This window comes from Scandinavium sp., assembly GCF_036271055.1.
Taxonomy (GTDB): Bacteria; Pseudomonadota; Gammaproteobacteria; order Enterobacterales; family Enterobacteriaceae; genus Scandinavium.
Genome location: NZ_DATBBJ010000100.1, coordinates 79,911 through 92,597, shown reverse-complemented (window position 1 = coordinate 92,597; position 12,687 = coordinate 79,911). Strand labels below are relative to the sequence as shown.

Below are 12,687 nucleotides of genomic sequence, written 5' to 3'. Positions count from 1 at the left end.
TTTTGCACATTTTTTATGCAGTTGTTAATTGACCCTGATGCGCCGCTGTGCCTTAATATGCCCATCGCCCATAACGGGTATTTTTAAAGGAACCCTCAGTGAGCCAGGCAACCCCTATGCGAAAACGACATCAATTCAACAGTCGCATGACCCGGATCATTCTCCTTATTAGCTTCCTCTTCTTTTTTGGCCGCTTCGTCTACTCCTCTATCGGCGCCTGGTATCATCATCAGGATAAAAAGGCTGCGCAGCAGTCGAGCCAGGTCGTTGAAACTCAGGTTTCCAGTGAGCGAAACTAGCCCCTTCTGAGCCACCTGCTTTTCTCTGTCATACCCCTGAATTTGCATCTGACGGTAAAACCAAGCACGATGAGGTGAATCCGTAACGAACAGCCAATACAGGGAAATGTATGAAAAACATTCTTAATACCTTTATGCCGCTGTACACCACGACCCTGTTAATGCTGCTCGGTTCTGGGCTGTTGACCACCTATATCTCATTGCGTCTCGCACATGAAGAGGTCAGTGGCATGGTTATCGGTTCGATTACCGCAGCTAACTATCTCGGTCTGGTGATCGGCGGAAAAGTCGGCCATAACCTGATTGCCCGCGTCGGGCATATTCGCGCCTATGTTTCTTGCGCAGGGATAATCACCGCCTCCGTCGTCGGTCATGGGCTTAGCGATTTCATTCCGCTCTGGATCTTCCTGCGCCTTATCATCGGCCTGTGCATGATGTGTCAGTACATGGTGCTGGAGAGTTGGTTGAACGATCGCGCAGAATCTTCACAGCGCGGCGCCATCTTTGGCTTTTACATGGTCGCGACCTACCTTGGTCTGTGTGGCGGGCAAATTATCCTGATGGCTGCAGCCGGAACGGGCCCTGCGATGTTGCTTATCGTCGCGCTGTGTTTTGCGTTGTGTCTGGTGCCCATCGCCCTCACCACCCGAACGTCTGCCCAACCGATGACGCCCGCACCGATGGAACTCGGCTACTTCTTCAAAGCCATACCTAAACTGCTGGCGGCAACATTGGTGATGGGGATGGCCGCGGGTGCGTTTTACGGTCTGGCGCCTGTTTATGCCATTTCACAAGGATTAACCACCCGTCAAACTGGCCTGTTTATGGGCGTCACCATTTTCGCCGGGATGGTTTCACAGTTCCCGCTAAGCTGGCTATCTGACCGATACGACCGTCAACATCTGCTGTTTTATACTGCGGTTCTGTTCGCCGTCGCCTCTCTCCCTTTGTCACTCTTGCCGCATATCTCGTTTTACTGGCTGCTGGGTATCGCCTTCTTGTCGAGCATGGCGATGTTCTCGCTGTATCCTTTAGGCGTCGCCATTGCCAATGACCGCGTAGAGGCTGAACGACGCGTATCACTGACCGCTTGCCTGTTGATGGCCTTCGGCGTGGGTGCCTGTATCGGGCCGTTGATAACCGGCGCGATAATGCAGCCTTTCGGCGGTAACGTGCTCTACTTCTGCTTCACGCTTTGCGGGATCACCATCGGGGCGATCAGTTGGATCAGAAAACGTCAGCCAGAGATTATTGTTGATGCTCCGCTACCCCACGTGGTGATGCCAGACAGCCTGATGTCTTCCCCGCTTGCTGTCGCGCTGAATCCCTCGATGGATGAAGACGTGATTCAGGAAGCCATGGTGGATATCACTGCGTCAACGGAACCTGAAGAAGAAGAGCCTGAACAGGAAGAAAACAAATAGTCGCCCTCATCTCTCAGGCATAAAAAAACCCGCGACATCGCGGGTTTTGTTTTTTCAGGATGCGATAGCGGGTATCACATTATTCCCACTCAATCGTCGCTGGCGGCTTACCGCTGATGTCATACACCACACGGGAAATGCCGTTCACTTCGTTGATGATGCGGTTGGAAACGCGGCCGAGGAAATCATACGGCAGATGCGCCCAATGTGCGGTCATGAAGTCGATGGTTTCGACAGCACGCAGGGAAACTACCCAGTCGTACTTACGGCCATCGCCCATCACGCCCACGGAACGTACCGGCAGGAACACGGTGAACGCCTGGCTCACTTTGTTGTACAGATCCGCTTTGTGCAGTTCTTCAATGAAGATTGCATCCGCGCGGCGCAGCAAGTCGCAGTACTCTTTCTTCACTTCGCCCAGCACGCGCACACCAAGACCTGGCCCCGGGAACGGATGACGGTACAGCATGTCATACGGCAGACCCAATTCCAGACCAATTTTGCGCACTTCGTCTTTGAACAGTTCACGTAACGGCTCAACGAGGCCCATTTTCATCTCTTTCGGCAAGCCGCCCACGTTGTGGTGAGATTTAATGACGTGAGCTTTACCCGTCGCGGAAGCCGCTGACTCGATAACATCAGGGTAAATGGTCCCCTGCGCCAGCCACTTCACATCTTCCAGTCGCAGCGCTTGTTCATCGAAGACTTCCACGAACACGCGCCCGATGATTTTACGTTTAGCTTCTGGATCGTTCTCGCCCGCCAGCGCAGTCAGGAAACGCTCTTCGCCTTCCACGTGAACGATGTTCAGACCGAAATGGTCGCCGAACATGTCCATCACCTGCTGCGCTTCATTCAGGCGCAGCAGTCCATTGTCCACGAACACACAGGTCAGATTTTTGCCGATGGCGCGGTGCAGCAGCATCGCCGTCACCGAAGAGTCAACACCGCCGGACAAGCCGAGAATGACTTTGTCATCGCCAACCTGCTGGCGAATGCGTTCCACTGCGTCGTCGATGATTTTGGCTGGCGTCCACAGCGCTTCGCACTGACAGATGTCGAGTACAAAACGTTCGAGCATGCGCAGGCCCTGGCGGGTGTGGGTCACTTCCGGGTGGAACTGCACACCGTAGAAGCGTTTTTCTTCGTTGGCCATAATGGCAAACGGACAGGTTTCGGTGCTGGCAACGGTCACGAAATCAGACGGGATCGCGGTGACTTTATCGCCGTGGCTCATCCACACGTCGAGCAGCGGCTTGCCGTCAGCGGTCAGGGAATCTTCGATGCCACGAACCAGCGCACTGTCGGTTTTCACTTCTACCTGCGCATAACCAAATTCGCGCTCGTTAGAAGACTCAACGTGACCGCCCAGTTGCATTGCCATGGTCTGCATACCGTAGCATACGCCGAATACCGGAACGCCTGCATTGAAGACATATTCTGGTGCGCGTGGACTGTTGTGTTCGGTGGTGCTCTCCGGGCCGCCGGAAAGGATGATACCGCTCGGATTGAACTCACGAATTTGTGCTTCGGTAACGTCCCAGGCCCACAGTTCGCAGTAAACGCCCAGTTCACGGACGCGGCGCGCCACCAGCTGAGTATATTGAGAACCAAAATCGAGGATAAGAATGCGATGTTTATGAATATTGTCGGTCATTGACGATAATTCCAGGGCAAGTGAAACAAAATCAAAGCGCCCGGCTAATGCCGGGCGCGGGAAATAATCAAGAACCCATGCGGTAGTTCGGGGATTCTTTGGTGATGGTCACGTCATGTACGTGGCTTTCCTGAATGCCCGCTCCGCTGATACGGACGAATTCCGCTTTGGTACGCAGCGCGTCGATGGTGCCACAGCCAGTCAGACCCATACAGGAGCGCAGGCCGCCCATCTGCTGGTGAATGATTTCTTTCAGACGACCTTTGTACGCCACGCGGCCTTCGATCCCTTCCGGCACCAGTTTGTCGGCAGCGTTATCGCTTTGGAAGTAACGGTCAGAAGAACCTTTAGACATCGCGCCAAGCGATCCCATACCGCGGTAAGATTTATAAGAACGGCCCTGGTAAAGTTCGATTTCACCTGGCGATTCTTCAGTTCCTGCCAACATAGAGCCGACCATCACTACGCTTGCGCCTGCGGCGATAGCTTTCGCGATATCACCAGAGAAACGGATCCCGCCATCGGCGATAACCGGAATGCCCAGCCCTTCCAGCGCTTCAACGGCATCGGCTACAGCGGTGATCTGCGGTACACCTACGCCCGTGACGATACGGGTGGTACAGATAGAACCAGGACCGATACCCACTTTCACCGCGCTCACACCAGCATCAGCCAGCGCACGCGCGCCTGCGCCCGTCGCGACGTTGCCACCGATGATTTGCAGATCCGGGTATTTCGCACGAGTTTCGCGGATACGTTGCAGAACGCCTTCGGAATGACCATGTGAGGAGTCGATCAGCAGTACGTCAACGCCAGCAGCGACCAACGCATCAATACGCTCTTCGTTACCCGCACCCGCGCCAACAGCCGCACCGACGCGCAAGCTGCCATGTTCATCTTTACATGCCTGTGGTTTACGTTCTGCTTTCTGGAAATCTTTTACGGTAATCATGCCGGTCAGATGGAAATTCGCATCAACCACCAGCGCCTTTTCTACGCGCTTTTCGTGCATTTTGCCGAACACCACGTCGCGAGACTCGCCTTCGCGCACGGTGACGAGACGCTCTTTCGGCGTCATGTACACGCTGACAGGCTGGCTGAGATCGGTCACGAAACGCACATCACGACCGGTAATGATACCGACCAGTTCGTTGCTTTCGGTCACAACAGGATAACCAGCAAAACCATTACGGGCGGTCAGTTCTTTGACTTCTTGCAGGGTGGTTGTTGGCAGAACGGTTTGTGGGTCAGAAACAACGCCGGATTCGTATTTCTTCACGCGGCGAACTTCTTCCGCCTGGCGCTCAATCGACATGTTTTTGTGAATAAAGCCGATGCCGCCTTCCTGAGCCAGGGCAATTGCCAGGCGCGCTTCCGTCACGGTGTCCATGGCTGCGGAGAGCATAGGAATGTTCAGGCGAATGGATTTGGTCAACTGCGTGCTGAGATCGGCAGTATTCGGCAGAACGGTGGAATGAGCGGGAACGAGGAGGACGTCGTCAAACGTCAGTGCTTCTTTGGCGATACGTAGCATGGGCAATATCTCTACCTGGATGGTTAATAAATATTGCCGTGGCATTATACAGAGCGTAATCGGTTGCATCCACACTTTTTTGCAAAAAATGCTTGCGATCGCGTCTGAGCAAGTTACTATCGACTGAATAACCTGCTGATTTAAAGTTTGATCTCGCTCACATGTTACCTTCTCAATCCCCCTCAATTTTTACCGTCAGCCGCCTCAATCAGTCGGTGCGTCTGCTGCTCGAGCAAGAAATGGGGCAAGTGTGGATCAGCGGCGAAATCTCCAACTTTTCCCAGCCCTCTTCCGGCCACTGGTACTTCACGCTCAAAGACGATAACGCTCAGGTGCGCTGCGCGATGTTTCGCAACAGCAATCGACGCGTTACGTTTCGACCGCAGCACGGACAGCAGGTTTTAGTTCGCGCCAATATTACGCTGTACGAACCACGCGGCGATTACCAGATTATCGTCGAAAGCATGCAACCTGCGGGCGAAGGGTTGTTGCAGCAAAAATATGAGCAGCTTAAAGCCCAGCTTTCAGCGGAAGGGCTGTTCGACCAGCAATTCAAACAGCCTCTGCCTTCACCTGCGCACTGCGTCGGGGTGATCACCTCCAAAAGCGGTGCCGCACTGCATGATATTCTTCACGTTCTGAAACGCCGCGATCCTTCGCTGCCGGTCGTCATTTACCCGACATCGGTCCAGGGCGACGATGCGCCTGCGCAAATTGTGCGTGCGATTGAACGGGCGAATCTGCGTGAGGAGTGCGACGTGCTGATTGTTGGGCGTGGCGGCGGCTCGCTGGAAGATTTATGGAGCTTTAACGATGAGCGCGTAGCACGGGCGATTTTTGCCAGCCGCATTCCCGTTGTCAGCGCCGTCGGTCATGAAACCGATGTCACCGTTGCCGATTTTGTTGCCGATTTACGTGCTCCCACGCCTTCTGCCGCTGCGGAAATGGTCAGCCGCAACCAACTGGAGCTGCTGCGCCAGGTACAGTCAGCCCAGCAGCGGCTGGAAATGGCGATGGATTACTTTATTGCCAACCGTAATCGCCGCTTCTCACAACTCCAGCATCGTTTACAGCAACAGCATCCGCAGTTGCGCCTCGCGCGTCAGCAAACGGTACTCGACAGGCTGCGTCAACGCATGAGCTTTGCGCTGGATAATCAGTTGAAGAAGAGCACGCAACGCCAGCAGCGAGTGATTCAGCGCCTGAATCAACAGAATCCACAGCCGCGCATTTACCGGGCACAGACACGCATTCAGCAGCTGGAATACCGTCTGGCGCAAACGCTTCGTGCGCAGCTTAGTACCACTCGCGAAAGGTTTGGCAATGCGGTTACGCATCTTGAAGCCGTTAGCCCGCTTTCCACGTTGGCACGCGGCTACAGCGTCACGACCGCCGCCGATGGCAAACTGGTGAAGAAAGCGAAACAGGTGAATGCGGGTGACAAACTGACAACGCGTCTGGAAGATGGCGTGGTGGAAAGTGAAGTAACAAAAATCACACCGGTGAAAAAAACTCGCGTCCGTAAAGCAAAATAATCACGCCGTATTTTCTGTCTCAGTAGGCCCGGTCAGCGCAGCGCCACCGGGCGTTAAAGCTGTTTTACTGCGAGACAGGCACGAACTCTACGCGTTTTTTCGAAATCAGCCCATGACCGTTCTGGCAGAAATAGTCCACCGCCCCACAGGCTTTTAACACCTCCAGCGGCTTATGGCATTCCGGGCACAGCGCCTGCAACGCATAATCCTGCTGACACTTCGCACAATGGGCTTTATCGCCCTGCAACTCCATCTGAGCATCACAAACCGGACAGTTCAGTTCCATCGTTCACTCCTTGCTGATACGCAAAATCTTACGGCTATTTTACCACATCATCAATGTGGGCCGCGCAGTTGCTGCTGTAATTGCAGGAGCGCCGTCACTTCGGTAATACGACGTTGGGTGAGCGTGCTGATCTGCTCAGGCGTGCGTTCAAACACGTTGTTTGCCCCGAGAATAAGACGCCCCAGGCAGCGATCGTATACCGGGCCTTCCAGCGTCCAGCGTTGAACTTTTTCACCCTGCCACACTTCCAGCACTTCGTGAGCGCCTCGTCTGTCCTGGCTGAGCACCATGCCGTTACGCAAATGCAGACGAATACCTTTCTGCCCCCCAGATGGCCCGGCGTATTTGTTCAGCCACATTTCCAGCGGAATGCCACACAACTCACCTTTCAGATGCGCGCTGCCTTCGGCCGTTGTGATATCGCCAGTCGTAATCGCGTTACCCAGCCGATCTTTGGCCTCACATAATGTGAGTCTGAGCTGATTAGTGGCCCCCATTGCGGCCAGGGTTTCATGCATCATCGCCAACACATGCGTACCGATATCGACAATCACGCCGTCAGGGTGACGAAGCTGTCGGGTGTCTGGTTCGCCTGTCGCGAAATTTAAGGCTATCGGTTCACCTTTGGCGTTAAACCCGCTCGGCTCCTGCAAATAGCCTTCAATCTTCACAATGTCTGCAAGCGATGAAATCTGCGCACGCATACTCGGGTCATCGGCTTCGGCTATCCAGTCGCTTTCAGGATTTCCCCGCACCAACTGCGCCACTCCGTCACGCGCCATCCAGTGATCGAGCGCCAACACCCGATTCACATTCTCCGGCAAAGCGAGCAAAACCTGCAACTGCGCCAGTTGCTCCAGCGTAGCGGCGACAGGCTTTTCCACCACAATCCGTGACACCGCAGATTTCAACACTTGCTCCAGCACAGGCAAATGCCATAGCGAACCGGTTGTGATAAACACCATTTGCGGGTTTGTCGCCAGTAATGCGTCGAGCGAATGGCAGCGCTGAATACCCACAGGCGCTCGCGACACGTCAGTATCGAAGCCAAAGCAATGTTCAGGAGAAATACCGAGGCGCCTAAGCGCAGGCAGATAGGCGGTGTCGATCACCGCGCCAAGACCAACAAACCCAAGTTTCATCATCAACCTCAAAGACAAAAAACCCGCCATCAGGCGGGTTAGAGTGAGTTCCGCACCAGAAGGACAGAGGTGCTTACTTACCTTTTTTGATGTGCTTAATCAGACGTTTACGTTTACGCATCTGATTCGGTGTCAGGGTGTTGCGTTTGTTCGCGAACGGGTTTTCCCCTTCCTTGAACTGAATACGGATTGGCGTGCCCATGACGTCCAGCGATTTACGGAAATAGTTCATCAGGTAACGCTTGTAAGAATCCGGCAGGTCTTTTACCTGGTTGCCGTGAATCACCACAATCGGTGGGTTATAGCCACCCGCGTGCGCATATTTCAGTTTCACGCGACGGCCACGTACCAGCGGCGGCTGGTGATCGTCAGCAGCCATTGTCATGATACGGGTCAGCATTGCGGTGCTCTGACGACGTGTTGAACTGTCGTAAGCTTCACGCACGGATTCAAACAGGTTGCCAACACCACTACCATGCAAGGCAGAGATGAAATGCACACGGGCGAAGTCGATGAAGCCCAGACGGAAATCGAGGGTTTCTTTGACCTGCTCTCTCACTTCATTGCTCAGGCCATCCCATTTGTTGACCACAATAACAAGTGAGCGCCCACTATTGAGAATAAAGCCTAACAGCGAGAGATCCTGATCTGAAATGCCTTCACGGGCATCGATGACCAGCATCACCACGTTCGCGTCTTCAATCGCCTGCAACGTTTTGATAACCGAGAATTTTTCGACAGTTTCGGTTATCTTGCCACGCTTACGCACCCCGGCGGTGTCGATGAGAATGTACTCACGCTCATCGCGTTCCATCGGGATGTAGATGCTGTCACGGGTGGTGCCCGGCATGTCGTAAACCACTACGCGGTCTTCACCGAGAATACGGTTAGTTAGCGTTGACTTACCAACGTTAGGACGGCCAACGATAGCCAGTTTGATAGGCAGGCTGCGTGGGTCGAAATCGTCTTCTGGCTCTTCAATTTCTTCACCATTTTGCTCGGCTTCAAACTGCGCCCAGTATTCAGCGTCTTCGTCCACTTCTTCTACCGGTGCAATCTCGTCCATGAACGGCAGCAAAGCCTGTTCGATGAGGCTGGTCACACCACGGCCATGAGACGCAGCGATAGGGTGAATATCGCCTAAACCCAGAGACCAGAAATCAGCTACGGCTTGATCCGGGTCGATGCCGTCAGTTTTGTTAGCAACCAGGAAGGTCGCTTTTTTACGAGAACGCAGATGGTTAGCAATAGCGACGTCCGCTGGCATCAGCCCCGCACGAGCATCGACCATAAACAGCACTACGTCAGCTTCTTCAATCGCCAGCAGCGATTGTTCCGCCATGCGCGTTTCCACGCCTTCTTCAGTGCCATCGATACCACCGGTATCAATACAGATAAACTCGCGGCCTTCCACTTCAGCACGACCGTACTTACGGTCACGAGTCAGACCCGGGAAATCCGCGACCAGCGCATCTCGCGTGCGCGTCAGACGGTTAAACAGCGTGGATTTGCCAACGTTAGGGCGCCCGACAAGCGCGACCACAGGTACCATGATAAATGCCTCTTAAATTCTAAAAACAATAAAACGGCCCCTGCTAAAACAGGAGCCGTTTGCAATGCATACTGCGAACAGACTTAACGCGTAATGGAGTACAACGTACCGTCTTTCGCCTGGATCAGCAGTTGACCATCGGCCACTACAGGATCGGTCAGGAAACCTGAGCTGTCCACTTTCTGCTGAGCAACAAAATGGCCATCCTGCGGGTTAATCCAGTGCATGTAACCTTCGCTGTCGCCAACCACCAGGCTGCCATTATACAGCACAGGCGAAGTCAGCAAACGGTGCAGCAGATCGCTCTGCGTCCACAGCGTCACACCACCATCGGTGCTGAGCGCCAGCAGACGGTCGTTCTGATCGACCAGATAAATACGGTTTCCGTCGATGACAAAATCATTCACCGAGCCCAGTTCACGTTTCCACATGATCTGGCCGCTGCGCAGATCCAGCGCGGTCAGGTTGCCATTGTACGCGAGGGCGTAAACAACACCATCAACGACAACAGGCGTAGTGTCCACATCGCTCAGGCGATCGATTTCAGTCGGGCCAGTCGCCTGGGAGATACGTTGCTGCCAAATCAATTGACCTTGCTGCATCAACACGGCGTTTACACGACCGTTATCGCCGCCAACAATGGCTGCACCAAAGGCCGTCACTGGAGCCGATTCCCCACGCAGGGAAAGTGCAGGCATGTCGAGGTTAACGGTCCATTTGATGGCGCCATCGCTTTCGTTCAGTGCCTGCAACTGGCCATTGCTGGTGTGGATAAGCACAACGCCGTCGCTGACAACCGGACGTGATAATGCTTCACCCGCAACAGGCGTTTTCCATGCAACAGTGCCGTCGCTGGTGTTTAACGCATAAACCTGTGCTTTTTCTGAGCCAACATACACATGGCCGCCGCTCACGGTCAGACCACCGGACAGCAGCGCCGGTAGGTGGGAGAACCAGCCGTCTTTCTCAGCCAGATTCACAGACCACACTTCCTTCCCGCTTTCCGCGTGCAGAGCCTTCACAAGACCCTGACGATCCGCTGCATACACCACGCTATCGGCATAAGCCGGGTGGAGGTTGGAATAGAAATCACCAATACCGCTACCTACGGATTCGCTCCAGGAGGTCGTCGGGGTAAACTGGTTTTCAACCGTTGGCAGCGGGGACATTTTTACAACGTCTTCTTCGCTGTTAAACAGTGAACAGCCGCTCAATAACGTAACAGATAGCAGTCCTGGCAAAAGTAATTTACGCAATTGCATCGGGTCCCTCTCAGATGGACAAATTATTCATTTTCATGCGCATCATTTCGCTGAGCGCTGGTGAAGCATCACTTTTTACGCCAGCTTCCCAGGCGGCGCGAGCCCCCTGCTTATCGCCTTTGCTTAACAGGATTTCACCGCGTAAATCCGCGACGATTGCTGTCCAGCCATCCCCTTTAATGCCTTCAAGGGTTTTCAGTGCTGCATCAGGCTGTTTCATTTGCAGCTGAACACGGGCCAGACGCATATTGATAACCGATTTCAGGTTGTCATCAGGCGCCGCAGCCAATCCCAGTTGCAGTTGTTTTTCTGCTTTATCCAGCTGGTTGGCATCGACAAAGTTCTGAGCCAGTTCCAGGGCGGCAAATGCGCCATAAGCATTTTTTTCGTTGGTCGCGATTTTTTCAACCGGGCCGTAGGTTTCAGGTTTGTCCGCTTTCAGGGTACTCACGGCGCTTTCATAGGCCTGTGAGGTCTGACGTGAGTTACCTTCCTGATGCGAGGTCCAGTAGCGCCAGCCAACCAGCGCTCCAATCCCAAGCACAACGCCCACTGCCAGCGCTTTGCCGTTCTCAGCAAAGAAAGTTTTGAGTGCGTCGACCTGTTCGTTATCGTTACTGTAGACTTCCACGCAGTTCTTCTCCTGAATAATAGTCCCGGGCGATTAGCCCAGCAGTGTGCGCAAATGCGCGGCAACGCTGTCCTGCGTTACAGTCGTCTGCTCACCAGAGCGCAAATCTTTTACCACGACATTGCGGTCGGCCACTTCAGATTCACCCAGTACCAATGCGACGCGAGCGCCCCATTTATCTGCACGAGCGAACTGTTTCTTGAAGTTACCACCACCGTGGTTGGTCATCAGTTTGATGGCTGGCATCTCATCACGCAGCGCTTCAGCCAAACGCAAAGCGGCAGACTGAGTACCGGTGCCTGATGCTACCAGGTATATATCGACAACAGGATCCGCTTTAAATTCCGGATTAACAGCCTGAACCAGTAAAACTAAACGCTCAAGGCCCATTGCGAAGCCAACCGATGGGGTAGCACGACCACCAAGCTGTTCCACTAAACCATCATAACGGCCACCAGCACACACGGTTCCTTGGGAGCCAAGGCTCGTCGTGACCCATTCGAAAACGGTACGGTTGTAGTAGTCGAGACCGCGCACCAGGCGCTGATTAACGGTATATGCAATGCCAGCATCGTCGAGCAGAGCACAGAGGCCAGCAAAGTGTTCGCGAGACTCTTCGTCGAGGTAATCACCCAGCGCAGGCGCGTTATCAAGCAACGCCTGCACGTCCGGGTTTTTCGAATCCAGCACGCGCAGCGGATTGGTATACATGCGACGTTTGCAGTCTTCGTCGAGCTTGTCCTTGAACTGTTCCAGATACGCTACCAACGCTTCGCGATAATTTGCGCGCGCTTCCAGCGATCCGATGGAGTTCAGTTCAAGGCTGACATGTTCAGAAATACCCAGCGCACGCCACCAGCGGGCGGTGAGCAGGATCAGTTCGGCGTCGATGTCCGGGCCTTGCAGGCCAAAGACTTCACAGCCCAACTGATGGAACTGACGATAGCGCCCTTTCTGTGGACGCTCATGGCGGAACATCGGACCGATGTACCACAGACGCTGTTCCTGATTGTACAGAAGACCATGCTCAATGCCGGCGCGTACGCAGCCCGCAGTCCCTTCAGGACGCAGCGTCAGGCTATCGCCATTGCGGTCTTCGAAGGTATACATCTCTTTTTCAACGACGTCGGTCACTTCGCCGATCGCGCGCTTGAATAACGGGGTCTGCTCTACAATCGGCAAACGAATTTCGCTATAACCGTAGCTGCCGAGCACCTGTTTCAAAGTGCCTTCAATGCGCTGCCAGAGAGCGGTTTCGCCCGGCAGGTAATCGTTCATGCCGCGAATGGCTTGAATGTTCTTTGCCACGTTTTTTCTCTTTATAGATACAAAAATGAACCCTGACGCTTAGGTAGCGCCTGCGGG

11 protein-coding genes are annotated in these 12,687 nt (G+C 54.0%); 3 read left to right on the top strand and 8 right to left on the bottom strand.

What is annotated here, in order from left to right; genetic code table 11:
* Positions 1–98: 98 nt before the first annotated feature.
* Both VH187_RS21450 and VH187_RS21445 read left to right on the top strand, forming a co-directional pair.
* Entirely contained in the window at positions 99–299 is a 201-nt protein-coding gene (locus tag VH187_RS21450; protein ID WP_329703459.1) for a YfgG family protein, read from the top strand.
* A 110-nt stretch (positions 300–409) separates the two neighbouring features.
* Complete coding sequence (locus VH187_RS21445; protein ID WP_329703458.1) at positions 410–1,723, top strand: MFS transporter; 1,314 nt, start codon at positions 410–412, stop codon at positions 1,721–1,723.
* 79 nt (positions 1,724–1,802) lie between these two features.
* Here the strand turns inward: VH187_RS21445 and guaA are convergent, their stop codons facing one another.
* Both guaA and guaB read right to left on the bottom strand, forming a co-directional pair.
* Positions 1,803–3,380, bottom strand: coding sequence for a glutamine-hydrolyzing GMP synthase (gene guaA / locus VH187_RS21440; protein WP_329703457.1), 1,578 nt, complete (start codon positions 3,378–3,380; stop codon positions 1,803–1,805).
* Positions 3,381–3,447: 67 nt separating this feature from the next.
* Complete coding sequence (guaB, locus tag VH187_RS21435) at positions 3,448–4,914, bottom strand: IMP dehydrogenase (RefSeq protein ID WP_329703456.1); 1,467 nt, start codon at positions 4,912–4,914, stop codon at positions 3,448–3,450.
* 161 nt (positions 4,915–5,075) lie between these two features.
* Between guaB and xseA the strand changes: the two genes are divergently transcribed.
* Complete coding sequence (xseA, locus tag VH187_RS21430) at positions 5,076–6,449, top strand: exodeoxyribonuclease VII large subunit (protein ID WP_329703455.1); 1,374 nt, start codon at positions 5,076–5,078, stop codon at positions 6,447–6,449.
* 64 nt (positions 6,450–6,513) lie between these two features.
* Here xseA and VH187_RS21425 read toward each other — a convergent pair whose 3' ends face one another.
* From VH187_RS21425 to hisS, 6 genes are all read right to left on the bottom strand, one after another.
* The gene (locus VH187_RS21425) at positions 6,514–6,735 is read right to left on the bottom strand and encodes a zinc ribbon domain-containing protein (protein WP_329703454.1); all 222 of its coding nucleotides are present in this window, start codon (positions 6,733–6,735) and stop codon (positions 6,514–6,516) included.
* A 50-nt stretch (positions 6,736–6,785) separates the two neighbouring features.
* Positions 6,786–7,877, bottom strand: a complete 1,092-nt coding sequence (locus VH187_RS21420) for a Gfo/Idh/MocA family oxidoreductase (RefSeq protein WP_329703516.1) — start codon at positions 7,875–7,877, stop codon at positions 6,786–6,788.
* 73 nt (positions 7,878–7,950) lie between these two features.
* Positions 7,951–9,429, bottom strand: a complete 1,479-nt coding sequence (gene der, locus VH187_RS21415; RefSeq protein ID WP_329703453.1) for a ribosome biogenesis GTPase Der — start codon at positions 9,427–9,429, stop codon at positions 7,951–7,953.
* A gap of 83 nt (positions 9,430–9,512) precedes the next feature.
* Positions 9,513–10,691 (bottom strand): outer membrane protein assembly factor BamB, encoded by a 1,179-nt coding sequence (gene bamB / locus VH187_RS21410; protein ID WP_329703452.1) that lies wholly within the window; start codon positions 10,689–10,691, stop codon positions 9,513–9,515.
* 10 nt (positions 10,692–10,701) lie between these two features.
* Positions 10,702–11,322: a YfgM family protein gene (locus tag VH187_RS21405; protein ID WP_329703451.1), complete on the bottom strand. Its 621-nt coding sequence runs from the start codon at positions 11,320–11,322 to the stop codon at positions 10,702–10,704.
* A gap of 33 nt (positions 11,323–11,355) precedes the next feature.
* Entirely contained in the window at positions 11,356–12,630 is a 1,275-nt protein-coding gene (gene hisS, locus VH187_RS21400; protein ID WP_329703450.1) for a histidine--tRNA ligase, read from the bottom strand.
* Positions 12,631–12,687 lie beyond the last annotated feature (57 nt).

What these genes read in the sequence shown, in the direction of transcription:
- guaB (WP_329703456.1), bottom strand. Translation starts at nt 4,914, where the DNA reads ATGCTACGTATCGCCAAAGAAGCACTGACGTTTGACGACGTCCTCCTC.
- VH187_RS21425 (WP_329703454.1), bottom strand. Translation starts at nt 6,735, where the DNA reads ATGGAACTGAACTGTCCGGTTTGTGATGCTCAGATGGAGTTGCAGGGC.
- bamB (WP_329703452.1), bottom strand. Translation starts at nt 10,691, where the DNA reads ATGCAATTGCGTAAATTACTTTTGCCAGGACTGCTATCTGTTACGTTA.
- xseA (WP_329703455.1), top strand. Translation starts at nt 5,076, where the DNA reads ATGTTACCTTCTCAATCCCCCTCAATTTTTACCGTCAGCCGCCTCAAT.
- guaA (WP_329703457.1), bottom strand. Translation starts at nt 3,380, where the DNA reads ATGACCGACAATATTCATAAACATCGCATTCTTATCCTCGATTTTGGT.
- der (WP_329703453.1), bottom strand. Translation starts at nt 9,429, where the DNA reads ATGGTACCTGTGGTCGCGCTTGTCGGGCGCCCTAACGTTGGCAAATCC.
- VH187_RS21445 (WP_329703458.1), top strand. Translation starts at nt 410, where the DNA reads ATGAAAAACATTCTTAATACCTTTATGCCGCTGTACACCACGACCCTG.
- VH187_RS21420 (WP_329703516.1), bottom strand. Translation starts at nt 7,877, where the DNA reads ATGAAACTTGGGTTTGTTGGTCTTGGCGCGGTGATCGACACCGCCTAT.